At 67.4% G+C, this 26,999-nt stretch carries 26 protein-coding genes; 7 read left to right on the forward strand and 19 right to left on the reverse strand.

The window, feature by feature from the left end; genetic code table 11:
• Positions 1–14 precede the first annotated feature (14 nt).
• The 3 genes from ACJASC_RS10795 to ACJASC_RS10805 form a co-directional block, all read right to left on the reverse strand.
• A complete protein-coding gene (locus tag ACJASC_RS10795; protein ID WP_415145917.1) occupies positions 15–1,142 on the reverse strand; it encodes a Gfo/Idh/MocA family protein in 1,128 nt (375 codons plus the stop codon).
• A gap of 133 nt (positions 1,143–1,275) precedes the next feature.
• Positions 1,276–2,823 (reverse strand): type 2 periplasmic-binding domain-containing protein, encoded by a 1,548-nt coding sequence (locus ACJASC_RS10800; RefSeq protein WP_415145919.1) that lies wholly within the window; start codon positions 2,821–2,823, stop codon positions 1,276–1,278.
• 163 nt (positions 2,824–2,986) lie between these two features.
• Positions 2,987–3,703, reverse strand: coding sequence for a GntR family transcriptional regulator (locus ACJASC_RS10805; protein WP_415145921.1), 717 nt, complete (start codon positions 3,701–3,703; stop codon positions 2,987–2,989).
• Between the two features lie 463 nt (positions 3,704–4,166).
• Here ACJASC_RS10805 and kduD point away from each other — a divergent pair, with 463 nt between their 5' ends.
• Complete coding sequence (gene kduD, locus ACJASC_RS10810) at positions 4,167–4,910, forward strand: 2-dehydro-3-deoxy-D-gluconate 5-dehydrogenase KduD (protein ID WP_415145985.1); 744 nt, start codon at positions 4,167–4,169, stop codon at positions 4,908–4,910.
• Positions 4,911–4,996: 86 nt separating this feature from the next.
• Here kduD and ACJASC_RS10815 read toward each other — a convergent pair whose 3' ends face one another.
• The 7 genes from ACJASC_RS10815 to ACJASC_RS10845 form a co-directional block, all read right to left on the reverse strand.
• A complete protein-coding gene (locus ACJASC_RS10815) occupies positions 4,997–5,989 on the reverse strand; it encodes a 4-hydroxythreonine-4-phosphate dehydrogenase PdxA (RefSeq protein WP_415145923.1) in 993 nt (330 codons plus the stop codon).
• The gene (locus ACJASC_RS10820; protein WP_415145925.1) at positions 5,986–6,702 is read right to left on the reverse strand and encodes a GntR family transcriptional regulator; all 717 of its coding nucleotides are present in this window, start codon (positions 6,700–6,702) and stop codon (positions 5,986–5,988) included. Before ACJASC_RS10820 ends, ACJASC_RS10815 begins: the two co-directional genes overlap by 4 nt.
• Before the next feature lie 13 nt (positions 6,703–6,715).
• Entirely contained in the window at positions 6,716–7,633 is a 918-nt protein-coding gene (locus tag ACJASC_RS10825) for a dihydrodipicolinate synthase family protein (RefSeq protein ID WP_415145927.1), read from the reverse strand.
• 4 nt (positions 7,634–7,637) lie between these two features.
• Complete coding sequence (locus tag ACJASC_RS10830) at positions 7,638–8,813, reverse strand: L-rhamnonate dehydratase (RefSeq protein ID WP_415145929.1); 1,176 nt, start codon at positions 8,811–8,813, stop codon at positions 7,638–7,640.
• Positions 8,810–10,303, reverse strand: coding sequence for a tripartite tricarboxylate transporter permease (locus tag ACJASC_RS10835; RefSeq protein ID WP_021694575.1), 1,494 nt, complete (start codon positions 10,301–10,303; stop codon positions 8,810–8,812). Before ACJASC_RS10835 ends, ACJASC_RS10830 begins: the two co-directional genes overlap by 4 nt.
• Before the next feature lie 7 nt (positions 10,304–10,310).
• Positions 10,311–10,775: a tripartite tricarboxylate transporter TctB family protein gene (locus tag ACJASC_RS10840; protein WP_415145932.1), complete on the reverse strand. Its 465-nt coding sequence runs from the start codon at positions 10,773–10,775 to the stop codon at positions 10,311–10,313.
• Positions 10,776–10,847: 72 nt separating this feature from the next.
• Positions 10,848–11,807, reverse strand: a complete 960-nt coding sequence (locus tag ACJASC_RS10845) for a Bug family tripartite tricarboxylate transporter substrate binding protein (protein ID WP_415145934.1) — start codon at positions 11,805–11,807, stop codon at positions 10,848–10,850.
• 283 nt (positions 11,808–12,090) lie between these two features.
• Here ACJASC_RS10845 and ACJASC_RS10850 point away from each other — a divergent pair, with 283 nt between their 5' ends.
• Positions 12,091–12,267 carry a CsbD family protein gene (locus ACJASC_RS10850; RefSeq protein ID WP_415145936.1) on the forward strand — a complete coding sequence of 59 codons (177 nt, stop codon included), beginning with the start codon at positions 12,091–12,093 and terminating at the stop codon, positions 12,265–12,267.
• A 36-nt stretch (positions 12,268–12,303) separates the two neighbouring features.
• Here ACJASC_RS10850 and gntR read toward each other — a convergent pair whose 3' ends face one another.
• Positions 12,304–13,314, reverse strand: coding sequence for an HTH-type transcriptional regulator GntR (gene gntR / locus ACJASC_RS10855; RefSeq protein ID WP_415145938.1), 1,011 nt, complete (start codon positions 13,312–13,314; stop codon positions 12,304–12,306).
• A 93-nt stretch (positions 13,315–13,407) separates the two neighbouring features.
• Between gntR and ACJASC_RS10860 the strand changes: the two genes are divergently transcribed.
• From ACJASC_RS10860 to ACJASC_RS10875, 4 genes are all read left to right on the forward strand, one after another.
• Entirely contained in the window at positions 13,408–13,965 is a 558-nt protein-coding gene (locus tag ACJASC_RS10860) for a gluconokinase (protein ID WP_415145940.1), read from the forward strand.
• Complete coding sequence (locus ACJASC_RS10865; protein WP_415145942.1) at positions 13,962–14,978, forward strand: TRAP transporter substrate-binding protein; 1,017 nt, start codon at positions 13,962–13,964, stop codon at positions 14,976–14,978. Before ACJASC_RS10860 ends, ACJASC_RS10865 begins: the two co-directional genes overlap by 4 nt.
• A 90-nt stretch (positions 14,979–15,068) precedes the next feature.
• Positions 15,069–15,623 (forward strand): TRAP transporter small permease subunit, encoded by a 555-nt coding sequence (locus ACJASC_RS10870; protein ID WP_415145944.1) that lies wholly within the window; start codon positions 15,069–15,071, stop codon positions 15,621–15,623.
• Positions 15,623–16,939, forward strand: coding sequence for a TRAP transporter large permease (locus ACJASC_RS10875; RefSeq protein WP_021694583.1), 1,317 nt, complete (start codon positions 15,623–15,625; stop codon positions 16,937–16,939). Before ACJASC_RS10870 ends, ACJASC_RS10875 begins: the two co-directional genes overlap by 1 nt.
• A 69-nt stretch (positions 16,940–17,008) precedes the next feature.
• Here ACJASC_RS10875 and ACJASC_RS10880 read toward each other — a convergent pair whose 3' ends face one another.
• Both ACJASC_RS10880 and ACJASC_RS10885 read right to left on the reverse strand, forming a co-directional pair.
• Positions 17,009–18,046 carry a LacI family DNA-binding transcriptional regulator gene (locus ACJASC_RS10880; protein ID WP_415145946.1) on the reverse strand — a complete coding sequence of 346 codons (1,038 nt, stop codon included), beginning with the start codon at positions 18,044–18,046 and terminating at the stop codon, positions 17,009–17,011.
• Positions 18,047–18,071: 25 nt separating this feature from the next.
• Positions 18,072–18,863, reverse strand: a complete 792-nt coding sequence (locus tag ACJASC_RS10885) for an SDR family oxidoreductase (protein WP_415145948.1) — start codon at positions 18,861–18,863, stop codon at positions 18,072–18,074.
• A 202-nt stretch (positions 18,864–19,065) separates the two neighbouring features.
• On the opposite strand from ACJASC_RS10885, the gene ACJASC_RS10890 reads away from it, so the two are divergent.
• Positions 19,066–20,100: an L-idonate 5-dehydrogenase gene (locus ACJASC_RS10890; protein ID WP_415145987.1), complete on the forward strand. Its 1,035-nt coding sequence runs from the start codon at positions 19,066–19,068 to the stop codon at positions 20,098–20,100.
• Positions 20,101–20,118: 18 nt separating this feature from the next.
• On the opposite strand, the gene ACJASC_RS10895 is transcribed toward ACJASC_RS10890, so the two are convergent.
• The 6 genes from ACJASC_RS10895 to ACJASC_RS10920 form a co-directional block, all read right to left on the reverse strand.
• Positions 20,119–21,360 (reverse strand): GAF domain-containing sensor histidine kinase, encoded by a 1,242-nt coding sequence (locus tag ACJASC_RS10895; protein ID WP_415145950.1) that lies wholly within the window; start codon positions 21,358–21,360, stop codon positions 20,119–20,121.
• 201 nt (positions 21,361–21,561) lie between these two features.
• Positions 21,562–22,512 (reverse strand): ABC transporter substrate-binding protein, encoded by a 951-nt coding sequence (locus ACJASC_RS10900; RefSeq protein ID WP_415145952.1) that lies wholly within the window; start codon positions 22,510–22,512, stop codon positions 21,562–21,564.
• Positions 22,513–22,579: 67 nt separating this feature from the next.
• On the reverse strand, positions 22,580–23,584 hold the full coding sequence (locus ACJASC_RS10905) for an ABC transporter permease (RefSeq protein WP_021694589.1): 1,005 nt from the start codon (positions 23,582–23,584) through the stop codon (positions 22,580–22,582).
• On the reverse strand, positions 23,581–25,089 hold the full coding sequence (locus ACJASC_RS10910) for a sugar ABC transporter ATP-binding protein (RefSeq protein ID WP_415145954.1): 1,509 nt from the start codon (positions 25,087–25,089) through the stop codon (positions 23,581–23,583). The genes ACJASC_RS10905 and ACJASC_RS10910 overlap by 4 nt, the downstream gene beginning before the upstream one ends.
• Before the next feature lie 52 nt (positions 25,090–25,141).
• On the reverse strand, positions 25,142–25,375 hold the full coding sequence (locus ACJASC_RS10915; RefSeq protein WP_415145956.1) for an SDR family oxidoreductase: 234 nt from the start codon (positions 25,373–25,375) through the stop codon (positions 25,142–25,144).
• Between the two features lie 25 nt (positions 25,376–25,400).
• A complete protein-coding gene (locus tag ACJASC_RS10920; protein ID WP_415145958.1) occupies positions 25,401–26,918 on the reverse strand; it encodes a UxaA family hydrolase in 1,518 nt (505 codons plus the stop codon).
• Positions 26,919–26,999: the final 81 nt, after the last annotated feature.

Genomic DNA, 26,999 nt, shown 5'->3' on the forward strand with positions numbered 1-26,999 from the left:
CACCACGGCGTCGCTCAGGCGAGGGCCGGCGCGTCGGTCCAGTTGCCGCTCTCGCGGATCAGGTCGATGATCCGCTGATACTGACGGCCTTCGCGGAAGGTCGGGTAGGGCTCGACCGTCTCGCCGCGGATGTCGCGGACGAACGCGCGCGCGAGGTGGTGCCAGCACTGTTCGGTCTCGCCCGCGACATCCGGCACCATGGCGGCAATCTCCGCAGGCAACGGCTGCTCCTGCCATGCCTTGCCGTCATGCAAATGCAGCGCGCCGCTGCCGTAATGCCCTTCGAGATAGATCGCCCCCTTGCTGCCGTAAAAGACGATGTGATCCTCGCGAAAGCGCGGCACCAGACCGCCATGCTTGAACAACACCGATACCGGCGCATCGGCAAAGCGGCTCCGCAGCCGCGCCATCACGGTATAGGACCACTCGACATCGCTCTCGCCCCATTCGAGTGACGGGTCATCGAGATCGCGCGGGATGAAGTCGCGCCGCGTGGCGAAGTTGTGCACGCCTTCGACGATCGGCGCGCGGCCCAGATCGTCGCGCACCTCGCCCGCGATCTGCACGATCTCGTCGCCGATCACCGAGGTCACGATCGACAGCGTGTGGGTGAAGTTGTTGTTGAGGCGGCCGCCGCCATCGGCCCTGCGATGCGACCAGCCGAAGGGGATCTCGCGCTCGAGGTTGAAATGCGAGATGCATTCGACCTCCGTGGGCGCGCCGATCGCGCCCTTCTCGACCAGCGCCTTGGCGTGCAGCACGCTCGGCGCGTAACGAAAGCTCGCCGCATAGGCGGTCTTGACCCCTTTCTCCTGCGCCAGTGCGTGCAGTTCGGCCGCCGTGTCGCCATCGGCCGTCATCGGCTTGTCGCAGAACACATGGGCGCCGAAGGCGATGGCCTGCTTGATCGGCTCGTAATGCGCGCCGCCCGGCGTCGCGATCGACACGATGTCGGGGCGGCAGGTCTCCAAGGCCGCCTGCCAGTCGGTCCCGGCATGGGGGATGCCCATCTCGCGGGCCACCTCCTCGACGACCTCTCGGGTGCGGCCGACGACGCCCACGATCTCGGCCCCCGCCGCCCGAAACGCCTCCGCGTGGCCCCGACCGGCGAAACCGGTCCCTGAAATCAGAACTCTTGTCATGCTATTCTCCTCATGGCCTGACGGCGAACGGATGTGATGGGGGGCCTTGGGCGCGCCGCGCGACGGGGCACAGGCAGGCCGGGCAGGGGGCCGCCGCGACAGCGGGATCGCGGCGGGCCAGGGCGCTCGGCGCTCAGCCGTATTGCCTCGCATAGGCGGCGTTCATGACCTCGATCACCTCGTCGAAGCCCATCTTGTCCAGCGTCGCGAGATAGCCGTGCCAATCGGCCTCGACATCGCCATTGCCGAGAACCCATGCCTGCTGGCGCTCCAGCATGTAGCTCTGGATCGAGGGCCAGTACTTGTCGTAGACGGCCTGCTCCTCCTTGTTGAAGGCAACGCCGAGGAACTGGTCGACCAGCAGGTCGTGGCTGTCGTAGAGCTCGATTCCCTCGCGCGCGGCGGGCGCGGTCCACTGCCATTCATAGCGGAAGTCCTGCCAGTAGCCCTTCTTGATCTGCGCGCCGACCGCCCAGAGTTGGCTGTTCACCGGCTGATCGCTGTTCAGCACCGCGTCGGTGAAGATCGGCTCGCCGTCGATCATCTCGTACTGCTCTCCCTCGACGCCGAAATTCGACAGCAGGCGGCCCTCTTCGGTGAACCAGAAGTCGAAATACTTGATGGTCTCGACGGGGTGGTCGTTGGAATGGCTGATCGCCCAGCCATCGGGCTTGATCGGGATGCGGCGATGCTCCTCGATCCGGCGGCCGCTGACGCTTTCGGGCGGCAGCATCGGCACGAAGTCGAAGCCTTCGATCCGGTCGGCCAGTGCCGCGTTGTAGCCCGAGGTCGAGGCGAACCAGTCATGCGTCATGCCGCCGAGATTCTCGCCCAGAAGGTGATCGCGCGCCGAGACGCCGCGCGTGAAGACCTCCTTGTCGATCAGCCCCTCCTCGTACCAGCGCGCGATATGGGCCAGCCCCGTGCGATAGCTCTCGCGCGCATAGGGATGCACCACCCGGCCCTCGTCATCGACCATGAAGTCATGCGGCGTGTCCGAGCCCGAGGAGCGGCCGTCCCACAGCGTGACGAGGCGAATGAGCTCCTCCCAGTCGCGCACGAAGAACGGCACCTCGTCCTTGCGCCCGTTGCCGTTGGGATCGTCGTCGCGAAAGGCGACGAGCGTGTCGTAAAGCTCATCGACATTGTCGGGCCGCTCCAGTCCCAGCGCGTCAAGCCAGTCCTGGCGCACGAACCAGGCGCGGCCGTATTTGCCGTCGGGCAGATAGGGGATGTAGTACATGTTGCCGTCGAAGGCCGAGATCGCCTGACGCAGCTCGGGGCGCTCGTCGAAGAACGCCTTGATGTGCGGCGCGTGCTCCTCGATCAGATCGTTCAGCGGCAGGAACGCGCCTTGCGGCCCGTATTCGTTGACCGGCTGCTTGATCAGCTGGCTGCCGACGATGTCGGGCATGTCGCCCATCGCCAGCAGCAGGTTCATCGCCTCGCGTGTGTCGGTGGTGTTCTTGCCCGCCGTCGCCTCCCTGAGGTGGATGCCGGTCAGTTCGCGCGCCTTTTGCTCCACGGGATAGCTTTCGACATAACCCTGCGAGCGGTCCCAATGCATGTGGATCGTGAGCTCGAGCGGCTCCTCGGTGATCCTGAAGTCTTCATTCGCGGCGACGGCGCCCGCCAGACAGGTCGTGCTGAGAATGGCCGAAGCCAAGGTCGTTCTACGCATGGTGTCCTCCCTTTCACGTATCTCGGTCCGATCGAAATGATCTTTCCCGGCGCGGCGAGCCTCCCCGGTCGCACATGTCGGGTGTCCCGCGCGGGCATGGCCTGCGGGGTCCGCGCCGGGGTCCGGCGCGGGTCGTGACGTCCGGCCTTGCGGACGAAACCTCTCAGTTGGCGGTCGGCCTCTCGATCAGCCCTCGCAACCTCTCATCGGTGAACAGCGCGCCGACCTCCCGGTCCGGAGCGCCGATATGCGCCCGTATCGCGCCTTCGGCGCGTTGCGGGTCCCGCGCCCGGATCGCCTCGACGATCGCGGCATGCTCCCCGAGCACGCGCGGGCCGCCGACGATCCGATGCCCGCGACGGATCAGCCGCACCCGGTTGAGATCGAACTGCGCGCGCCGCGCCGTCGCCCAAGCGTCGGCATGGCCCGACAGAACGAAGAGCTGGCGATGAAACCTCTCGTCAAGCTCGCGGAACGCGGCCGCATCCTGCCGGGCCAGCGCCTCGGCCTGCCGGGCGAGGATCTCGTCGAGATCCCCGATCCGGTGCCGCGGGTCCGGCCGCGCCGCCACGTCGCGCACCGCCCCGATCTCGAGCTGCAGCCGGATGAAGCAGGCGGTGGCATAGCGGACGGTGCAGATGCGGGTGACATAGCTGCCGCTTTGCGGAACGATCCGCACGAGGTTCACCTCGTCGAGCCGGATCAGCGCCTCACGAACCGGCGTCTTGCTGATCCCGAGAGCGGCGGCGATCTCCTTTTCGGAGATGCGTTGACCGGGACGCAACCGGACCGTCACGATCAATTCGCGCAGGATGTCGAAGACCTGAAAGGTGATGTTGGCCTCCGGATCGAGCCGCGCGCCCGTCAGGAGGTCCGCCATTCGCGGCGCCGGTTCCGTTCCGGGCAGTGGTGCCGAGATGTCCTGCAACGCCGCCTCCCCGGTTGCCGAAAGGGCCGCGGTCACTCCGACCCGCCGATCCCGATCCTGCAATTGATATGTCAGATCCGGCATGTTGTAAACAGATTCGTAAACCTGTCCTCCATTTTCAGGTATTGCACTGATCTGAGGACGAATATGGGTCATCACTTGTAAGGAGCCGATTGGATTTGCCAATGGCTGCGAGATATTCCGGGTAGCCAGTCAGGTACTTCTTTCCCTGGCGAGGCTCGAATCTAGCGATGATCATTGACTTTCTTTACAAATAAAACAAGTCTGCACCGATAAGGCACTCCCGGTCGGCAGCACGCAAAAGAGCCCCCATGCGCCCAGATCACCCTTTCTCGCCCCGGGCTTCCGGCCTGAAGATCGCGTCATGGACCGCGCCATGGACGGGGGCCACGCGATGACGGGCCTCTTCTCGCTCGAAGGTCGCAAGGCGCTCGTCACCGGGGCCAATGCCGGGATCGGAAGCGCCATCGCCGTGACGCTGGCGGGGCAGGGCGCGCATGTGGTCTGCGCCGGACGGCGCAGCTGCGACGAGACGGTCGCACGGATCGCGGCGGCGGGCGGCGCGGCCGAGAGCCTGACCTTGGATTTCGCCGATCCGATGGCGGCGCGGGACGTGTTCGGCGCGGCGGGTTTCGACATCCTCGTCAACAATGCGGGCACCATCCGCCGCGCCGAGAGCGTCGATTTCACCGAGGCCGATTGGGACGATGTCGTCGACGTCAACATGAAGGCGGTGTTCTTCACCTGTCAGGCCTTCGGGCGCGAGCTGATCGCGCGGGGCCGCCCCGGCGCGGTGGTCTCGATCGCCTCGCTGCTGTCGTTTCAGGGCGGCATCCGCGTGCCCTCCTACACCGCGTCCAAGCATGGCGTGGCGGGGCTGACCAAGATCCTTGCCAATGAATGGGCGCCGCATGCGATCACCGTCAACGCGGTGGCGCCGGGCTACATCGCCACGGCGAACACGCAGGCGCTTCGCGACGACCCCGAGCGGTCGCGCGCCATTCTCGACCGCATCCCGGCCGGGCGTTGGGGCGCGCCGGAGGATATCGGTGGCACCGTGGCCTTCCTGTGCTCGCCCGCCGCGACCTATCTCACCGGCGCGGTGATTAATGTCGATGGCGGCTGGATGGCGCGCTGATGGCGCGCTGATCGCGCCTTGATCGACGCGGGGCCAAGGGCGGCGCGGCCGGCGGGCTTTGCGGCCTCACCGGCCGCGGCCCCGGCTCATTGCCAATTGGCAACCATGTCGCAGGCGATGTCGAAGGCCTGCCGCATCGCGGCGACGCGCGCCGTGCCCTGTCCCGCGATGTCGAAGGCGGTGCCATGCGCCGGTGTCGTCACCGGGTAGGGCAGCCCACCCTGCACCGTGACGCCCCGCTCGAAGCCCAAGAGCTTGAGCGCGATCTGGCCCTGATCGTGATACATGGTCACCACCGCATCGATCTCGCCGTCGCGCAGCTTGAGAAACACCGTGTCCGAGGGCCATGGCCCGTCCACCGGCATCTGCCGCTTCTGCATCGCCTCGATGGCCGGGCGCAGCACGTCGATCTCCTCGCGGCCGAAATTGCCGCCGTCGCCCGCATGCGGGTTGAGCGCCGCGACCGAGATGCGCGGGCGCGCAATGCCCGAGCGCCGCAGCGTCCGGTCGATCACCTCGACCGCGTCGCCAAGCCGTTCGGCGGTAATGGTATCGGCCACGTCGCGCAGCGCGATGTGACTGGTGGTGCGCGAGGTCCACATGCCGTCGAGCACGTTGAGCTCAGACAGATACCCCCTCACGCCGAGCCGCTCGCCCATGTGGTGCAGCTCGTCGGCATGGTTGAGCCCGGCCAGATGCATCGCCGCCTTGTTGAAGGGCGCGAAGACGAGGGCGTCGATCCGCCCGGCCTGCAGCAGCTCCAGCGCCCGGTCCAAGGTCGCCAGCACCGAGCGGCCCGAGGCCTCGGTCTCGACCGCGACCTCGATCTCGGAGGCGGCGATGGTCTCGGTCTCGTGCCACGCGACGCCCTCCGGGGGCGCGTTCCACGTTTCGGGGTCCACCGGCACGAGGGCGTACTCCGCGCCCGCCTGACGCATGCCCTGCTCGAACACGCAGCGATCGCCGATCAGCAGGATCTCGGCCGCCTCGCGGACGCCCTCGGCCGCCATGAGCTTCGCGGTCAGCTCGGGGCCGATGCCGCTGGGATCGCCGGGGATGATGCCGATACGGGGTGTCATGTCTCGCGGCCCTCCTCGGCCTGTTCGGATCGGGTCTTGGCGATGTTCTCCACCGCGGTTTCGAGGTGATGGCGCAGCGCCGCCGCCGTGGCGGCCGCGTCGCGCGCCTTGAGGGCGCGGACCACCTCCTCGTGCTGGCGCAGCGTGCGCGAACGGTCCGGCTTGCGCTGCGACGAGATGAAGCGCGCCCGCCAGAGCCGGGCGTTGTATTGCCGCTGGGTCTGCGCCAGCGGCCGGTTGCGGCTGGCGGTCACGATCGCCTCGTGAAAGGCCATGTCGCGGCGAAAGAAGGTGAGCGGCTCGTCGGTTTCGGAGCCCTCGACCATCTCCCGGCAGATCCGCTCGATCTCGGCGATCTCGGCATCTGTGGCGTTGCGGCAGGCCTGCTCGCCGGCCAGCGCTTCGATCGCGCCCAGAACCGAGAGGTTCTGCTCCAGCGTCTCGAGGTCGGGGTCGGCCACGAAGGGGCGGCGGGTCGGCGAATAGACCACCAGCTCCTCGGCCTCGAGGATGCGCAACGCCTCGCGCAGCGGCGTGCGGCTGATCCCCAGCGCCTCGGCGAGGTCGCGCTCGCGGATCGGGGCGCCGGGGGCGAGCTTGGCCAGAAGGATCAGCTCGCGCAGCCTCTCGGCCACCTCGTCGCACAGCGTCTTGCGACCCGAGATCGGCGCCATTTCGGCGAGGCTCTTCGACAGGTCGGTTTCTTGGGTCATGGTCGTGTTCCTTTCAACGCCCCCAGCTCAGCACGATGGGGTCGAGCGGCCGCAGCAGGCCGATCAACTCGGCGCGGGTCTCGGGCGCGAGCGGCGGCACCGGGTGGCGGCAGAACTCCGAGCGGATCACCCCGCCCTCGACCATCGCCGCCTTGGCGGCGCGAAAGCCGCATTGCCGGTTCTCATGGTTGATCGCGGGCAGGATGCGGGTGTAGCCCGCCACCGCCCCCTCGCGGTCGCCCGCGCGATGCGCCGTCACCACCTCGCGGATCAGTTCGGGGATCATCGCCGAACACATGGTGCCCGAAGCGCCCGCGTCGAGATCGGCGAGCATGGTGATCCCCTCCTCACCATCGAGAGGGCTGACGATCGCCTCGCCGCCTTGGGCGATGAGCGCGCGCAGCTTGGTCGCGGCACCGGTGCATTCGATCTTGAAATGCCGCACCATCTCGATCTCGCGCGCCATCCGCACCAGGAGCGGCACCGGCAGATCGACGCCCGAGAGCGGCGCGTCCTGCAGCATGATCGGGATGCCGACCTCGCCCACGCGGGCGAACTGCTCATAGCATTGCTCGGCCGTGCCCTTGAGGAGCGCGCCGTGATAGGGCGGCATCATCATCACCGCGACGGCGCCGAGATCGCGCGCCAGCCGCGCCCGCTCCACCACGATAGGTGTCGCGTAGTGCGAAATGGTGACGATCACCGGCAGCCGGCCTGCGAGGTGTTCGAGGCAATGCCGCGTCAGCGTCTCGCGCTCCGCGTCCGAGATCAGGAACTGCTCGGAAAAGTTGGCGAGGATGCAGACGCCGTCGGCGCCCTGATCGACAATGCAGTCGAGCACGCGCGACATGCCCGGCAAATCGAGACTGCCATCCGCGTTGAAGGGGGTGGGGGCGACCGGCCATGCGCCGGTCAGGGTTTCGGGTCTCATGGGTTCACTCCTCGATCCGGAAGTTGTGGAGATGCCGGTCGCTGATCGAGATGCCCAGACCCGGCATGTCGTCGTCGAGCTGCAAAAAGCCGTCCTTCGCCTCCGGGTCGCCCTCGAAGATGTAGTAGAACAGCTCGTTGCCGACCTCGACGTCGAAGACCGGGAAGTATTCGGCGATGGGGCAGTTCGCGTTGGCCATGCTCAGGTGATAGTTGTGCATCTGCCCCGCATGCGGGATCACCGGCACCTGGAACGCCTCGGCGATGGCGTTGATCTTCTGGGCCGCGGTGATGCCGCCCACGCGGTTGGTGTCGTATTGCAGCACGCTGACCGCGCCGCGGCGCAACAGGTCGGCGCAGCCCATCACCGAGAACTCGTGTTCGCCGCCCGAGATCGGCACGATGTTCATGGCGTTCAGCTCGGCATAGCCCGCCACGTCGTCGGCGATCACCGGCTCCTCGAGCCAGCGCGGCTCGTATTTCGCGAGCTTGGGCAGCATCCGCTTGGCGTAGTCGAGGGTCCAGCCCATGTAGCATTCGAGCATGAGGTCGTTGTCCCAGCCGATCACCTCGCGCAGCGCCTCGACGCGCTTGAGGTTCTCGCGCATGCCCGGCATCCCGTCCTTGGGGCCATAGCCAAAGCGCGACTTGTAGGCGGTGTAGCCATGGGCCATGGCCTCTTCGGCCTCAGCCTGCATCGCGGCGATGTCGCGGGCATAGAGCTTGGAGTAGTAGACCGGGATCTTTTCCTTGGTGCGGCCGCCCAACAGCTTGAAGACCGGTTTGCCGGTGAGTTTGCCCATCGCGTCCCAGATCGCGATGTCGATCGCCGAGATCGCGGTCATGCCGATGCCCTTGCGGCCCCAGGCATGGGTGCGGCGATACATCTTTTCCCAGATATAGGCATAGTCGAACGGGTCCTCGCCGATCACCAGCGGCGCGTACCAGTCGTCGATCGCCTTTTTGACCACCGTGGGGGCCAGTGCCGCGTTGCCGATGCCGACGGTGCCGTCATCGCATTCCACCTCGACGGTCAGCCATTGGTGAAACCGGAACGAGGACATGGCGTCGCCCTTCTCGTAGAGCGCGTCCGAGGCGTTGGTGCAGAAATTGCCCTGCGGCGGGACGGTCGGCCCGGTCCAGTGCCAGACGCGGGTGCGGATCGAGGTGATCTTGGTCACGACGCGATCTCCTTTCGTGTGATCTTGCGGATGAGGTGGGTGGCCTGCGCGCCAAAAAGCGCGAGCAGGGTCAGCGCGAAGAAGGTGAGCGCGATGGGCCGGGTGAAGAGCATCCACCATTCGCCGCGAAACATCGCGACCGATTGGCCGAGCCGCTGTTCGACCATGGCGCCCAGCACCAGCCCGATGGCCAGCGAGACGACCGAGAAGCCGTGGCGGATCATCAGATGGCCGATCACCCCGAAGGCGAGCGCGATGATCACGTCGACCTGCGATTGCCGGATCGCATAGGCGCCGACGATCGAAAACAGGAACACCAGCGGCCACAGGATGCGCACCGGGATGGTGGTGATCCGCGCGAAGATCGGCGCGCCGCCCAGACCCACGGCAATGAACAGGAGGTTGGCGACCAGAAGTGCCGCGAAGATCACGCCGAGGAACTCGCCCTGCTCGGCGAAAAGCATCGGGCCGGGCTGCAGCCCTTGGGTCAGAAGCCCCGCGAGGATGATCGCCGCGGTCGGGCTGCCGGGAATGCCGAGCGCCAGCGTCGGCACCAGCGAGCCGCCGATGGCCGCGTTGTTGGCCGCCTCCGAGGCGGCGATGCCCTCGATCTCGCCATTGCCGAAATTGTCGCGGTTCGGCGACCAGCGCCGCGCCTCGTTGTAGGAGATCATCGAGGCGATGGTCGCGCCCTCGGCGGGCAGCACGCCGATGAAGGTGCCGATGCCGGTGGAGCGCAGCACCGTGGTGCGGATGCGGCGGATGTCGGCCCAGCCGGGCAGCTTGACCGCGCTCATCGCGACGAGGTGACGCTCTTGGTCGAGCTGGGTCGATTGGCGCAAGAGCTCGGCGATGCCGAAGATGCCGATCATCACCGGCACGAAACCGATCCCGTCATAGAGCGCATGGGTGCCGAAGGTGTAGCGCTCTACGCCGGTGAGCAGGTCGACCCCGACCGTGGCAAGCAGCACGCCGAAGGCGCCCGCGATCAGGTTCCTGACCGCCGAGCCGCCGCCGATCGTCGCCAGCATCGACAGGCCGAACAGCGTCAGCGCGAAGTATTCGGGCGGGCCGAAATCATAGGCGAGCCGCGCCATCAGCGGGGCTGCGACGAAGAGAAACCCGATCGACACCAGCCCGCCGAAGGTCGAGGCGATGGTCGCGACGCCAAGCGCGCGGCCCGCTTCGCCGCGCAGCGCCAGAGGATAACCGTCGAGGCAGGTGGTGGCCGAGGCCGAGGTGCCCGGCGTGTTGATCAAAATCGCGGTGATCGCGCCCGCGAAGGTGGCGGAGCCGTAGATGGTCGCCAGAACGACCGTGGCCGAAATCGGGTCCATGGTCAGGGTGAAGGGCAGCATCAGCGCCGCGCCGGTGGTGGCGTTGAGCCCCGGCAGAACCCCGATCACCGTGCCCGCCAGCGTCGTGGCGACGATGAGCAAGAGAAGCTTCGGGTCGCCAAGGGCCAGAAGCCCCGAGAGGATATCGCCCATGTCGCGCCTACCCGTAATAGAGGTTGATGAGAAAGCCGCGCGGAAAGCGGACCTGAAAGGCGGCGTCGAAGAACAGCACCACCACGACAGGCGCCACGAGGCCGAGGGCCAGAAGCACCGGCACCCGCCTTTCGCCCCAGCACCATGCGAGACCGGCGCAGCCGATCATCAGCGCGAACAGGAAATCGCCGAGCAGCACCAGCCCGCCGAACAGACCGAGCATCAGCACCGAGAGATGAAACTCGCGCGGCAGCGCGTCGGGCCGATCGTCCCCCGCATGACACGCGTGCCACAGGCCAAGGAGCGACAGCGCGATGATGATGCCCGCCACCAGCCGCGGAAACGCACCCGGCTGAAAGCCCCGGATCAGCATCGGCGGCACGTCCTTGAAGGTGTAGGACCAGCCATAGGCGAGGCCCGCGATCAGCGCGCAGGCGATCAGCGGCAGGATTGTCGAAAGTCGGGTCCCCATGACGGTGCTCCTCCCCCGGGGTGAATGGACCGCGACGGCCGCCCCTCCCGGGCGGCCGTCCGGCGGGCCGCCTCAGCCGTCGATATAGCCCAGCTCGACCAGCGCCTCGCGCATCCGCGCGACCGACGTGTCCATCTGCGCGCCCCAGACCTCGGCATCCGCGACCGAGCTTTCGTCGAGGCCTTGGCTTTCGAGGAATTCGAGATATTCGGGCGATTTCATGCCCTCCATCATCGCCGCGCGGATCTGCTCGACCACCGCGTCGGGCGTGCCCTCCTTGACCGCAAAGCCGCGCACGGTGGCGAAATCGGCGTCGATGCCAAGATCGGCGGTGGTCGGGGTGTCGGGCGCCGTGGCGAGGCGCTCCGACCCCATCACGACCATCGGGCAGACCTCGCCCGCGTCGATCTGGGCCACCGCCTCGCCGTAGTTCAGCACCGCGATATCGACATTGCCGCCGACGAGGTTGGTCAGCAGGTCGCCGCCGCCCTCGAAGGGGATGATGTCGGGCTGCGCCAGCCCCGCCGCCTTGGCGAACATGAAGGCCGAGACGTCGTCGATATTGGCGACATGGGTAACGCCGTAGGACATCGACTCCTGCTTCTGGGCGTCGAGGAAGGCCTGTGCATCCTCGTGGACGCCGCATTTGGTCATCAGCACCTGCGGATCATTGGTGCCGCGCGCGATCGGGATCAGCCCCTCTGCGCCGCTGGCACCGTTCTTGGCCTGGGTCACGGCGTGGCCGGTGGTCCAGACGAGGATGGAGTGACCGTCGGCGGGCTGCCGATCCAGATACTCCATCGACACCGCGCCCGATCCCCCCTGCCGGCTGGCGATGACCATGTCGGTGTCAAGCACCGGCGCGACCGAGGCGATCATCATGCGAGCGGTCGTGTCGGTGCCGCCACCGGCACCCGAATGCGTGACCACCTCGATGGTGCCGTCCGGATAAGCCTCCTGCGCGAGGACCGCGACGGGGGCCATGATGGGGGCCGCGATGGTGGCGAGCAGCGCCGTCGTTTTCATCAGCATCTTCAAGTCTCCTCCCTGATTCCCTCTACACCACGCCGGGTGCATCCCAATCGTTAACCGGCTAATTCTGACATGTCAAAGTTTTGGCATGCCAAAACTGCAATCTTCGCGATCAGGATAGTGAAATGCAGGATCACGTGCGGACCCTCAGCGCGCTGAGGTGGACGGCGGAGGCCACCGCACGGAAAGAGATGGACCGAATGGCTGGGCGGCGCGTTTGGTGTCCAAGCGGGGCAGGAGACCGAAGGGCCGCCGCCCGCACCACATCAGCGAGGATCACGACATGAGCGAGAGCGAAGACAAGGCCAAGGGTGCCGCGAACAAGACCGTCGGCGCTGCCAAGGACAAGATCGGCGAGGCCACGGACAACAAGGATCTTCAGGAGGAGGGCAAGGCCCAGAAGCTCAAGGGTCACGGCCAGAACCTCAAGGGCGAAGCCAAGGGCGCGCTCGACGACTGAGACCGCATCGGCGCGCCCTGCTCGGGGCGCGCCGGTTCAGCATGGACCACCGGTGCTGCGTCGCGCCTGCACCCGTGCGCCCAGATCGACCAGCGCCGGGCCGGGGTCATGGCCTTCGAGCCGGGCACGGATCATCCGCGCTGCCTCCACCCCCATCTCGAAGCGGTTGGTGCGCACCGAAGTGAGCGCAGGCTCGGCGGCGTGCATCATTTCCAGGTCGTTGAAGCCGCAGATCCCGAGTTGGTCCGGCACGGTGCGCCCCAGACGCATCGCCTCGAACAGCGCGCCCATGGCAAGATCGTCATTGTTGCAGAACACCGCATCCGTTTCGGGCCGCCGAGCGAGCAGGGCGCGCAGGAGCGCCGCTCCGACGCCGACGCTCGAAGGGGTTTCGGTCGTCTCGCAGCGCTCGGGCTCGAAGCAGCTTGCTGCCTCGGCCTCGGCGCGAAACCCCGCGAATCGGCGTTGCGTGCGCGGGTCCATCCGCGCGCCGAGAAATCCCGGACAGCGGTAGCCTTGGGCGATCAGGTGCCGGGTCGCCGCCGCCGCCGCGTCGTGATGCGAGAACCCCACCATCATGTCGACCGGGTCGGGGCCGATCTCCATGACCTGCACCACCGGGCAATCGGCGCGTTCGAGCAGCCGCCGCGCCGCCGGGGTCTGATCGATGCCCGCGACGATGAGACCGGCGGGGCGCTGGCGCAGGAACACGCCGAGCAGCTTTTCTTCGGTCGCGGGCTCGTAGCGGGTGATGCCGTATTGCACGTCGAAGCGGGTCTCGGAGAGTTCCTCGTAAAGCCCGGAGAGCACGTCGGTGAAGACCGCGTTGGTGGCCGAGGGGATCAACACGCCGATCACGTCGGCGCGGCCGGTGGCCAGCGTGCGGGCGGCGGGGTCGGGCACGTAGCCGAGCGCCGCCACGGCGGCGTCGATGCGCGCGCGGGTGTCGGGCTGCACCGTGTCGGGGCGGCGCAGCGCCCGGCTGACCGTGATCGGCGAGACCCCCGCCTGCGCCGCGACTTCGGCCAAGGTCACCCGTTTCGCCATTTTGATCCCCCCACTTGACGGATGACAGCGCTGTCATCTAATGATAGCGCTGTCATCGTAGCCGGGGAGGCGGGCTGCGACAAGGGAGGCGGCATGCGCGAAGGACAGGAACCGGTTCTGGTGATGGGCGTGAGTGGCGCGGGCAAAAGCACCGTGGCACGCGGCCTCGCGGAGCGTCTGGGCGGCGTCTATGTCGATGCCGACGATCTGCATCCCGAGGAAAACGTCGCCGCCATGGCGCGCGGCGAGCCTTTGACCGACGCGCTGCGCTGGGGCTGGCTCGACGCCGTGGCCGAGACCATGGCCACGACCGAGCCTTTCGCCGTCGTGGCCTGTTCGGCGCTCAAGCAGGTGTACCGCGACCGGCTGCGCGCGCGGCTGGGAGAGTTTCCCATCGTCTATCTCGAAGGCGATCACGCGCTTTTGCGCGGGCGCATGGCGCAGCGCGAGGGGCATTACATGCCGGTCTCGCTGCTCGACAGCCAGTTCGCGACGCTGGAGCCGCCCGCCCCCGAGGAGGGGGCGATCCGCGTCTCCGTGGCACCTTCGCCCGAAGAGGTGCTCGAGGCGGCCTTCACCGCACTTTCATCCCGTCTGCAGGGAGGACCCGATGGGTCCGGGCAGACACACACCCCGAGGAGGACACCATGACCAAGACCTTCACCATCACCCTCGCCGCGGCGCTCACCCTGTCGGGTGCCGCGATCGCGCAGGATTACAGCTTCCGCTTCCAGTCTTCGGACCCGGCGGGCAACCCCAACTTCGAACTGCAAAAGCAGTGGGCCGAGAGCGTGGGCGAGATGACCGATGGCCGCGTCAGCGTCGAGCTGCTGCCGGTCGACTCGATCGTCGCACATAACGAGACGCAGGACGCGATCGCCGCGGGCATCCTCGACGGGCACATCACCGACACCTCGTATTTCTCGGGCAAGGACCCGGCCTTCGGCCTGATCGCCAACCCGGTCGGCGCCTGGGGCGATCCGCAGCAGATGTTCGACTTCATCGAGCAGGGCGGCGGCCACGCGCTGATGGACGAACTTCTGTCGCCCTACGGGCTGGAGTTCATCGGCGTCAGCACGCCGGGCCTCGAGGCCTTCGTGTCGAACGTGCCGCTCGAGGGGGTCGACGATCTCAAGGGGCTCAAGCTGCGCGCGCCAGAGGGGCTGGTGCAGCAGGTCTTTGCCGCCGCGGGTGCGGCCCCTGTGAACCTGCCGGGCTCGGAGGTCTTCACCTCTCTCGACAAGGGCGTGATCGACGCGGCCGACTACTCGGTGTTCTCGGTCAACCACGCGCAGGGCATGCACGACGTGGCCTCGCACCCGGTCTATCCGGGCTTCCACTCGATGCCGCTGGTCGAGGTGTCGATGAACGAGGGCAAGTGGGACGAGCTGCCCGAGGATCTCCAAGGGATCATGGAGGAGTCGGTCAAGCAGTTCGCCCAGAACCAGATCTCCTCGCTCAAGGCGGCCGATCAGGAGGCCGTCGAGGAGGCGAAGGCCTCTGGCGAGATCACCGTGCATGACTGGTCCGAGGAGGAGCGCGCCAAGTTCCGCCAGATCGCCATGGGCGAATGGGAGAAGGTCGCCGCGCGCTCCGAGAACGCGCAGAAGGTCTATGACACGCTGACCGGCTACCTGACCGAGAACGGGCTGATCGCCGAGTAGGCCCGGCACCGCCCGGCCATATCCGACCGACGCCCGGACCGTCAGGTCCGGGCGTCTTTGCAAGAACTTGGACAACGAGGGACAAGGCCAGTGACAGAAGATCACACCGACATCACGCCGCCCCGAGACGAAGGCGGGCCCATCCCCGAGGCGGGCTGGCTCGGCCGCGCCATCGACCGGGTCGGCATCGTCTTCGCGATCGGCATCATCATCGCCATGCTGATCCTGATCCAGGAGGTGGTGCTGCGCTACTTCTTCAACCGGCCCACGATCTGGGCGCATGAGACGACCGTGTTCCTGTCGGGCGTGGCCTTCGTCTTCGGCGGGCTCTACTGCACCGCGCGAGACAGCCATATCCGCGTGGTGCTGATCTACGACCAGCTCGGCCCGAAGCTGCGTCGCGCCTTCGACGTGGTGATCTCCATCGTCTGCGGTCTCGCGGCGGCGATGTTCACCTGGGCGGCCTGGATCATGGTGAGCCGCGCGGCCTTCACCCCCGCCGGCGATTTCAGGTTGGAGCGCTCGGGCAGCGCCTGGGACCCGGTCTATCCGGGCGCGATCAAGGTGTTTCTCATGCTCGTCCTGGGCATCATGACGGTCCAGTTCGCGATCCTCGCGGTGAATTATGCGCGGGGGCGCCGGTGATGGAGTTTTTCGGATCCATCCAAGGCCTGGGGATCGAGGGGGCCACCGGCCTCATGTTCGCCATGCTGCTGGTGCTGCTCGTCACCGGGATTCCGCTGGCCTATGTCACGCTTCTGGTCGCGCTCGTCTTCGCCCTGGGCTGGTTCGGCCCGATGGCAGTGCCGCTGATTACCTCCCGTGTCTATTCCTTCGTCTCCTCCTTCGTCTTCGTCTCGGTGCCGATGTTCGTGCTGATGGCCGCGATCCTCGACCGATCGGGCATCGCGCGCGACCTGTTCGACGCGATGCGCCTGTTCGGCGGGCGGCTCAGGGGCGGTATCGCGATCCAGACGATCCTCGTGGCCGTCATCCTCGCGGCGATGTCGGGGATCATCGGCGGCGAGGTGGTGCTCCTGGGGCTGATCGCGCTGCCTCAGATGCTGCGGCTCGGCTATGACAAGAACCTCGCCATCGGCGTGGTCTGCGCGGGCGGGGCATTGGGCACCATGGTGCCGCCCTCGATCGTGCTGATCATCTATGGCCTGACCGCCAACGTCTCGATCGGCGATCTGTTCACCGCGGCCTTCGTGCCGGGGCTGATGCTGGCGGGCTTTTACGTGGCCTATGTGCTGATCCGCGCCTACATCAACCCGGCCGTGGCCCCGGTGGTCGAGGGACCGCGCGCCTCCACCGCCGAGAAGCTGCGTCTCGCCAAGGGGCTGTTCCTGCCGATCCTCGTGGTGATCGGGGTGCTGGGCTCGATCTATGGCGGCATCGCAAGCGTGACCGAGGCTTCGGCCGTCGGCGTGCTGGGCGTCACGCTTTCGACGATGATCCGGGGCGAGTTCACCTTCGGGCTGATGAAGGCCGCGGCGCTGCAGACGCTTCAGACCGTGGGCATGATCGTATGGATCGGCATCGGCGCGACCGCGCTGGTGGGCGTGTTCAACCTGATGGGCGGGATCAAGTTCGTCTCGGCGATGATCACGGGCATCTCGGACGAGCCGGTGATCGTGCTGCTGTTCATGATGGCGCTGCTGTTCATCTTGGGCATGTTCCTCGACTGGGTCGGGATCGCGCTTTTGACCATGCCGATCTTCGTGCCGATCATCACCTCGATGGGCTATGATCCGGTCTGGTTCGGGGTGGTGTTCTGCATGAACATGCAGATGAGCTTCCTGTCGCCGCCCTTCGGTCCGGCCGCCTTCTACCTCAAATCGGTGGCGCCGCCCGACATCTCGCTCGGCGACATCTTCAAATCGCTCCTGCCCTTCATCGCGATGCAGGCGCTGGCCGTCGCGGTGCTGATCATGTTCCCGGCGATCGCCATCTACTGAGACGCCCGAACGTGGCAAGCGTAGGCCCGCCCCCCTCGGCAAGGGGGCGGGCCTCTTCATGCGGCGGGCTCAGCGCAAGGCGGGGGTGGTTTCGCGGATGATCAATTCGGGCGGAAGGACGACGCGCCGGGGCGGGTGGGCGGCCTGCCCGTTCAAAAGCCCCGCCACCAGCATCGCGGCCTCGGCGCCGATCCGGCCCGCATGGACATCGACGGTGGTCAGGCGCGGCGCGCAGACCGCGCCGATCTCGTAATTGCCGAACCCCGCCAGCGCCAGCGCGCCGGGCACCTCGATCCCGCGCCGCTGGCATTCGGCCAACGCGCCGAAGGCCACGAGGTCCGAGACACCGATCACGGCGTCGGTGTCGGGATATCGCGCAAGCAGTGCGTCGAGCGCCTGCGCTCCGGCCGCCATGGCGATCGGCGGCTCGCCCAGCGGGGCCAGCCGGTCGGCCCCGAGACCATGGCGCGCCATCGCCGCGACAAAGCCCGCCCGGCGCTGCCGCCCGCGCGGATCGCGTTCGGAATCGCCACCCAGAAAGCCGATGCGGCGGCGACCGCGCGCGACGAGATGTTCGACCAGCAGGCCGATCGAGGCGGCGTTGGAAAAGCCCACGACATGATTGAGCGGGTTCTCGGGCAGATCCCAAAGCTGCACGATCGGCAGGCCCGAGGCGGCCAGCATCTGCCGCGTGCGCGGCGTGTGCTGGCCGCCGGTCAGCACCACCGCCTCGGGCTTGCGGCGCAAGAGCTGCGCGATGGCGGCCTCTTCCTCGACGGGGTCGTATTCGGTGTTGGCCAAGAGGATCTGCAGCCCCTCGCGCGCCAGCCCTTCGGTCAGCGCGCGAACGGTCTCGGCGAAATTGGCGCTGTTGAGCGCCGGCACGGTGACGGCGACGAAGCCGGTCCGGTTCTGGCGCAGGTTCGCGGCCCGCGCGTCGAAGACATAGCCCAGCTCTTCGGCCTTTCGCAGGATCCTGTCTCGGGTCTGCGGGTTAACGCTTTCATCCCCCTTGAAGGCGCGCGAGACCGTCATCGCCGAGACCCCGACCGCGCGGGCGACGTCGGCCATCCGGATCGCCGCGCCGCGGGCGGGCTTGGGTGTCATGTCGGGCTCCTGCGGTCGGACCGGCTCAGAGCGAGACGCTGATCGCGCCGTCGACATAGAGCACATGGCCGTTGACGAAGCTCGACGCCCCGGAGGACAGGAACACGCAGGCGCCGACCAGCTCATCGACCTTGCCCCAGCGCCCTGCCGGGGTGCGCTTTTCGAGCCAGCCGGAGAACTCCGGATCGGCGACCAGCGCGGCGTTGAGCGGCGTGTCGAAATACCCCGGCGCGATGGCATTGCATTGCAGGCCATGCCGGGCCCAGTCGGTCGCCATGCCTTTCGTGAGGTTGGCCACGGCGCCCTTGGTCGCGGTATAGGGCGCGATGCCGGGACGGGCGAGGGCGGTCTGCACCGAGCAGATGTTGATGATCTTGCCGCGCCCGCGCCCGATCATGTGGCGCGCCACCGCCTGGCCCACGTGAAAGACCGAGGCGATATTGGTCTGCAGCAGTGCCTCGAAGCGATCGGCGGGGAAATCCTCGAGCGGGGTGCGGTGCTGCATACCCGCATTGTTGACGAGGATGTCGATGGTGCCCGTGCGCGCCTCGAACCCGTCGATCGCGGCACGCACATCGTCGTGGCGGGTCGCGTCGAAGACCAGCGTGGTGATCTCGGCCTCGGGCAGCTCGGCGGCGAGGGTCTCGCGGGCCTGCTCCAACCGCGCCGCGTCGCGACCGTTGAGCACAACCTGCGCGCCGGCCTGCGCCAGCCCGCGCGCCAGCGCGAGGCCGATCCCCTGCGAGGAGCCGGTGATCAGCGCGCGTTGGCCGCGCAGGCCGAACATGGTTTCCAGATAGGCTTTGTCTTGGGTCATCCGGCTCTCCCGACAATGTGGACATGAGGGTTGTCGCGACCCATGTTATCGATAACAATGGTCCATGACAATCTAGGGCGAACCGGGTCCGGCCGCGTGCCGGATGATCCGGACACCCGCGCATTCCAAGGAGAGGGCCCATGCACCAGCCGTTCATATCCCTGACCAGAGCCTGCCAGCGCCGCCCAAGCCGGTGCGTGCGATGAAGGCCGTCGTCATCCATGCCGCGGGCGACCTGCGGATCGAGGAGCGGCCCGGTGAGACGCCCGGCGCGGATCAGGTCCGCGTGGCGATCGCGCGGGGCGGGATCTGCGGTTCGGACCTGCATTATTTCTCGCATGGCGGCTTTGGCGCGGTGCGCCTGCGCGAACCGATGATCCTCGGACACGAGGTGTCGGGCCGGGTCGTGGAATGCGGCGCGGATGTGCGCGGGCTGTCGGTCGGCGATCTCGTCGCCGTCTCGCCCTCGCGGCCCTGCGGCGGCTGCGCGCAATGTCATGCGGGCCGTCTGAACCATTGCGAGAACATGCGCTTTTATGGCTCTGCCATGCCGTTTCCGCATGTTCAGGGCGCGTTCCGGCAGGAGCTTGTCGCCGATGCCGCGCAATGCGTGCCGGCGAACGGGCTGACGCCGGAGGAGGCGGCCATGGCCGAGCCGCTGGCGGTGACGCTGCACGCCGCGCGCCGGGCGGGCGAGCTGTTGGGCAAGCGGGTTCTGGTGACCGGCTGCGGGCCGATCGGGCTCTTGTCGATCCTTGCCGCGCGCCATGCGGGCGCGGGCGAGATCGTGGCGACCGATCTGAGCGACTTCACGCTCGGGACGGCGCGCCGGATCGGCGCCGATGTCACCATCAACAGCCGCACCGACCCCGAGGCGATGTCGGGCTATGCCCAAGGCAAGGGCAGCTTCGACGTGTTGTTCGAGTGCAGCGGAGCGGCGGCGGCCATCGCACCGGCGCTGGCGGCGATGCGCCCGCGCGGGGTGGTGGTGCAGCTTGGGTTGGGCGGGGACATGTCGCTGCCGATGGGGCTGGTCACGACCAAGGAGCTCGACCTGCGCGGCTCCTTCCGCTTTCACGAGGAGTTCGCCGAAGGCGTGGCCGCGATGCGGGCCGGGCGGATCGACGTCGCCCCGCTGCTGACACATACGGTCGGGCTCGACGAGGCCCGCGCGGGGTTCGAGCTGGCCGGCGACCGTGGCCGCGCGATCAAGGTGCAGATCCGCTTCGACGCCTGAAGCCGGGGGCGGGGCCGCTCAGCCGGGCGGCGGCAGGATCGGCAGGTGAAGCGCGAAGCTGGTGATCCCGTCTTCGCAGCGCAGCTCGATCCGGCCGCCATGGGCGGCGGCGATGGAGGCGGCGATGTAGAGCCCGAGGCCCAACCCCTCGCCGCGGGTCTCGACACCGCGCTGGTAGGGCTCGAACAGCTTTTCGCGCAGATCCTCGGGGATCGGCTTGCCATGATTGGCGACGGTGATCACCGCCTCGCCGTCGCGGATGGCGCCCCGGACCTCGATCGGGTGGCCCGGCGTGCCGTGACGCAGCGCGTTCGACAACAGGTTCGAGACCGCCTGCGCGATGCGCGGCGCATCGCAGCAAAGGGGGTGGTCGAACGAGAGTGCGAGATCGATCCGATGTTCGGGCGCCGCAACGCGGATCTCCTCGACGACCTCGGCGAGGGCTTGGGCGAGCGGCGCGTCCGGCGTGGCGAGTGCCCGGATGCCGCCGCCCAGCCGGGCCTTGGCGTGCAGCATGATGTTGTCGATCAGATCGCTAGCCCGCCGCAGCGAAGCGCGCATGAGCGGCAGGACGCGGCGCGCCTTTTCGGACTGCGGCTCCTTGTCGAGCTGGCGCAGGCCAGCATCGAGCGCGGCCACTGGATTGCGAAGATCGTGGCCGAGGACGGCGATGAACTCTTCCTGGATGCGCGCCATCTCGCGCTCCTGCGCGACGAGCCGCTCCTGCGCGACCAGGCGCTCCTCGGTTTCCAGCCCTTGGCCGATGATCCTCGCGAACATCTCCAGCATCGCCACCGCACGGGGATGCTTGATGTCGCGCGGCTCGGTGTCGATGGCGCAGAGCGTCCCGAAAAAGCTGCCATCGGCGCGGCGGATCGGGATCGAGGCATAGCTGACGATGCCGAAACCGGTCGCGATGGGGTGGTTGCGATAGGTTTCGTCGGTGGCCACGTCGTTGAAGAGCACCGGCTCCGAAGTCTCGCGCACCGACCGGCAGAAGGTCGAGCCGATCTCGATCTCGTCGCCTTCGGACATGCCGAAATTCACCTCGTCCACCGTCCGGCAGGCGACCCAGCGATCCTCCGTCACGCGGGCGACGGCGGCAAAGCGGCTGTTCGTGGCGAACATGACGGTCTCAAGGATGGTGCCGACGAGATCGCTCGTGGCGAGCCTTTCGATATCGACCTGAAAATCATGCCTGCCTTCGAGAAAGGCGGCATGATCCTGAATGGTCGCACGTCGCTGATCACCGTCGCTCATCTTGCCCCCCCGGTTGCCCGTTTTTCCTAACATGCGAAAGGGCGTTGGCAATGCCGGTCGTCTATCTCGCGTGGATTGCGACATGCAACTCGTCTTGAAGCATATACGAGGATCAGGGCCTCGAAAGCGCGGGCGGTCAGTGGCATTGTCTTACGGAGGGAAACGACGCGCGGCCCGAAGCGGGCCGCGCGAGGAACGGGATCAGTCGTAGAGCACGGCTTGGATCTCTTCGTCGTCGATGTTCGACTGGTCGTAGTAGTAGAAGCCGGTGTCGACCACCTCGGGCAGCTCCTCGCCGTTCATCGCGGCGATGGCGGCCTTCACGGTCTCATAGCCGATGCCGACCGGGTTTTGCGTGATCGCGCCGGCCATCTCGCCGCTGCGGATCGCGTCGGTCTGCGCCTTGCCGGAATCGTAGCCGATGACGGTCACCTCGTCGGTGCCCATCTCGCGCACGGCGTTGACGATGCCGATGGCGGAGCCTTCGTTGGTGCCGAACATGCCGTTCAGATCGGGGTTGGCGGTGAGGATCGCCTTGGCGACCTCGGTCGATTGCAGCTGGTCGCCCGCGCCGTATTGCACGCTCACCACCTCGATCTCGGGGTATTCGCTCTCCATGCGGTTCAGGAAGCCGTCGCGGCGGTCGATACCGGTGCGGCTCGTCTGGTCATGCGCGACGACGGCGACCTTGCCCGCCCCGCCGATGATCTCGGCCATCTTGTCGGCCGCGAGGCTCGCGGCGGCGACGTTGTCGGTGGTGGTGGTGGTGGCGGGGATGTCGCTGTCGACGCCGCTGTCGAAGGCGATGACCGGGATGCCCGCCTCGTCGGCCTGACGCAGCAGCGGGATCGCGGCCTGGCTGTCGAGGGCGGCAAAGCCGATGGCGCCGGGGTTGTTGGCCAGTGCCGCGGCGAGCATGTCGATCTGGCGGTCCACCATGGTCTCGTTGTCGGGGCCTTCAAAGGTGATGCGGACGCCCATCTCCTCGGCTGCCTGATCGGCGCCGGTTTTGACCGCCTGCCAGAACTGGTGCTGGAAACCCTTGGAGATCAGGGGAATGAAGACCTCGCCGTCCTGGGCCTGGGCGGCGGGGGCCGCGCCGAGGGTGAGGGTGAGCCCGAGGGCGCCGATGAGTGCGCGACGTGAAAGCATGATGTGTTCTCCTCCGTTGGTGATTGGCCCGGCCGCGTTGCGGGACGGGGTCGTATCGCGCCGCCTCTCAGGACGGCTTGCGGCGCATCATGTCGGCATAGACCGCCAGGATGATGATCGCGCCGGTGACGACGGTCTGCCATTCCTGCGCGACCGACAGCACGCGCAGCCCGTTGGTCAGCACCGCCATGATCAGCGCGCCGATGAGGGAGCCCAGGATCGAGCCGCGCCCGCCCGAGAGCGAGGTGCCGCCGATCACCACCGCGGCGATGGCCTCGAGCTCGTAGCCCAGGCCGAGCGCGGGCTGGGCCGAGTTGAGCCGCGAGGCGATGAGCAGCCCCGCCACGCCGACGATGGCGCCTGCCAGCGCATAGATGGCGATCTTCCAGCGGTCGGTGTTCACCCCCGACAGGCGCACCGATTCCTCGTTCGACCCCAGCGCGAAGCAGTAGCGGCCAAGGACGGTGCGGTTGAGGATGTAGGCCGCCACGGCGGCGACGATGAAGAGGATCAGCACGCCGTTGGGCAGCGGCAGGGCGGGAAACACCTCGCCCAAAACCGAGCCGCGCGAGATCTCCGAAAAACCGGGCGTGTCGTTGAAGTAGATCGGCCGCGTGCCCGAGATCACGAGGCTCAGCCCCTTGAGGATCAGCATCATCCCGAGCGTGGCGATGAAGGGCGGGATCTTCATCTTGGCCACGAATGTGCCCGAGCAGGAGCCGCAGAAGGCCCCCGTCGCGATCGCGGCCATGACACCGAAGAGAAGCGGCAGGCCGAGGAAGGTCAGCACCACGCCGGTGATCACCGCCGTGAAGGTCATCATGGTGCCGACCGAGAGATCGATGCCGCCGGTGATGATCACCAGCGTCACCGCGATCGCCAGCACGCCGTTGACCGACGTCGCCTGCAGGATCGCGATCATGTTCGAGGTCTGCATGAAGTTGGGCGAGGCGATCGAGAAGCCGATCAGGAGGACGATCAGGCTGGCGAAGGCCAGAAGCTTCTGATGCGTGACCGCCATCAGCAGGCGCGACAGCGCCGATTTGGGGGCATCGGTCGAAAGGGTGGTCATATCGCCTCCTCCGCGCCGGTCAGCGCCGATCCGCGCCGCGTGGCCAGTTCCATGATGTGTTCCTGGGTGGTCTCCGCGCCGCCGGGCAGGATGCCGGTCAGCCGCCCCTCGCACATCACCGCGATGCGGTGCGCGAGACGCATCACCTCCGGCAGTTCGGACGAGATCACGATGATCGCGCGGCCCTGCGCGGCCAGCGCTTCGAGCAGCGCATAGATCTCGGACTTCGCGCCGACGTCGATGCCGCGCGTCGGCTCGTCGAAGATCAGCACGTCGCAGTCGCGCAGAAGCCACTTGGCGATGACGACCTTCTGCTGGTTGCCGCCCGAGAGCAGCCGCACGGCCTGCTCGTCCGAGGGGGTGCGGATGCCAAGCCGTTCGATATAGTCGAGCGCCGTGCGCTTCATCGCCGCCTCGTCGAGCACACCCGCGCGGTTGGTGAAACGGCCGAGATCGGCCATGGCGACATTAGCGCGCACGCTCATGTCGACGGCGAGGCCGAAATGCTTGCGATCCTCGGACAGATAGCCGATGCCCGCCTGCACGGCGGCGTGCGGGTGGCGGATGTCGACCGCCTTGCCCGCGACGCGGATCTCGCCCGCGTCGCGTGGATCGGCCCCGAAGATGATCCGCGCCACCTCGGTCCGGCCCGCGCCCATCAGCCCGGCAAAGCCGAGGATCTCGCCCTTGCGCACCGAAAAGCTGACGTCGCGCACCTCCTTGCCGCGCGACAGGCCGCGCACCTCGAGCGCCACCGCGCTCGCGCTGGTGTCGGGGATCACCGGCGCGCTTTGCGTCACCTCGCGGCCCACCATCAGCTGGATGATCCGCGACAGCGGCGTCCGGGCGGCGTCGAGCGTGTCGATATGGGCGCCGTCGCGCAGGATGGTGACGCGGTCGGCGATACGCTTGATCTCGTCCATGCGGTGGCTGATGTAGACGATGCCGACGCCCTTGGTTTTGAGGGTGTCGATCACGCGAAACAGCTCGGCGATCTCGGCGTCGTTGAGCGCGGCCGTCGGCTCGTCCATGATCAGCACGCGCGGATCGTAGGACAGCGCCTTGGCGATCTCGATCAGCTGCTGGCGGGCGATGGTCTGGGCGCCGACGGGGGCGCGCGGGTCCATCCTGAGCTGAAGCTGGGCAAAGATCTCCTCGCAGCGCCGGTTCAGCGCCGCCTCGTCGAGCCGCCCGAAGCTGCGGCGCGGCTCGCGCCCGATCAGTACGTTCTGCGCCGCCGTCAGATCGTTCATCAGGCTCAGTTCCTGATGGATGATGCCGATCCCCAGCCTTTGGGCGGCGCGCGGGCTGTCGGGAGCAGCGGGGCGGCCATCGACGAACATCTCGCCGCCGTCGCGCGGATAGATGCCCGACATGATCTTCATCAACGTCGATTTGCCCGCGCCATTCTCGCCCATCAGGGCGTGAACCTCGCCCGCCCGAAGGTCGAAATTGACGCCCCTGAGCGCGTGGACGCCCGGAAAGCGCTTTTCGATCCCCCTCATCTCGACCAGGTAACTCATCCGCGCAGGCCCTCCCAAACCCTTGGCGTTCCGATCAGATCGTGAGGCCTCCATCGACCGGCGCGGCCTGCCCCGTCACGAAGCGGCTGTCGTCCGACAAGAGATGCATGATGGTCGGCGTCAGATCCTCGACCATGGCCAGACACCCGATCGGCTGGCGGGCGATGAGTTCCTGTTCCGCCTGCGTCGGATCGGGGACCGAGGCGCTGGCCGCGCCGATGCCCTGACCCGCTGCTGCGAGCAACATGATCCTGCCGTCCAGCGTCATCGCGTCTCCCCCCGCATGCTTCGCCTCACATCACCGCGCCGATCTGCCATGGCACGAATTCGACCCCGCCGAAGCCCAGCGTCTCGCTGCGGGTCCGCTCGCCGGAGGCGGTGCGGATCAGCATCTCGAAAATCTCGCGGCCCTTCTCGTCGAGCCCGACGCCATCGCTGACGATGTCGCCGCAATTGATGTCCATATCCTCCGACATCCGGCGATACATGTCCGAGTTGGTCGCGATCTTGATGCAGGGCGTGGGCATGTAGCCCGAGACCGAGCCGCGCCCGGTAGTAAAGACGATGAGGTTGGCGCCCGAGGCGATCTGGCCGGTGACCGAGCAGGGGTCGAAGCCGGGGCTGTCCATGAAGACGAAGCCGCGTTTGTCGATCTTCTCGCCGAAGAGATAGACCTCCGTCAGCGGCGCGCTGCCGCTCTTGGCGACCGCGCCGAGGGATTTTTCGAGGATCGTCGTCAGCCCGCCGCGCTTGTTGCCGGGCGAGGGATTGTTGTCCATCTCGCCGTGGTTGCGCGCGGTGTAATCCTCCCACCAGCGGATGCGGTCGATCAGCTTTTCGCCCACCTCGACCGAAGCCGCGCGGCGGGTGAGCAGGTGCTCGGCGCCGTAGATCTCGGAGGTTTCCGACAGGATGGTGGTGCCGCCATGGCGCACCAGCAGGTCCGAGGCCATGCCGAGCGCGGGGTTGGCGGTGATGCCCGAATAGCCGTCCGATCCGCCGCATTGCATCCCCACGGTGAGATGCGAGACGGGGGCGGGGGCGCGGCGCGCTTTGTTGGCGAGCGTTGCGATGCCCCGCAACTCCTCAAGCCCCTTTTCGATGGTCCTGCGGGTGCCGCCCTCGTGCTGGATCGTCATGTAGCGCAGCGTCCCGTCGGCACGGATCGGACGCCCGCCGACGAGATCGGAGATCTGCATCACCTCGCAACCCAGACCGATCAGCAGGATGCCCCCGAAATTGGGGTGTTGGGCATAGCCCGACAGCGTGCGGAACAGCGTGGCGTAGCCCTCGTTCTCGCCCGACATGCCGCAGCCGGTGCCATGGGTGATCGGCACGATGCCGTCGATGTTGTCATGACCGTCGAGCAGGCCGGAGGTCTCGGCCGCCTCGGCGATGAAGCGGGCGACCGAGCCCGAGCAGTTCACCGAAGTCAGGATGCCGATGTAGTTGCGCGTGCCGACCCGCCCGTCGGCGCGGTGATAGCCCATGAAGCTGCGGTCCTCGGAGCTCGGGGCGAGGGGCGCGTTCTCGCTGGCATGGGCATAGTCGCGGCTGTGCTCTCCCATGCCCAGGTTGTGCACATGGACATGCTCGCCCACGGCGATGTCGGCCCTGGCCTGACCGATGATCTGGCCATAGCGCAGCACGTTCTCGCCCGCCCGGATCGGTGCTGTGGCGACCTTGTGGCCTTGGCCGACCGGCTGCAGAAGCCGCGGCGCGCCCTGCGTCTCCCCGGGCGCGATGTCGCCAAGCGCGATCGCGACATTGTCCTGCGGGTGGAGGGTCAGCAGTCTGGGCGGCTGGTTCACGTCGCGCCTCCTCTGGCTGGCGAACAAAGCTTCCGTTAGGGAAATTGCTAGCTTTACTAAAATTATCTGTCAACTAACATG

Origin of the sequence: Limimaricola cinnabarinus (assembly GCF_047631075.1) — a bacterium.
GTDB classification, from domain to species: domain Bacteria; phylum Pseudomonadota; class Alphaproteobacteria; order Rhodobacterales; family Rhodobacteraceae; genus Limimaricola; species Limimaricola cinnabarinus.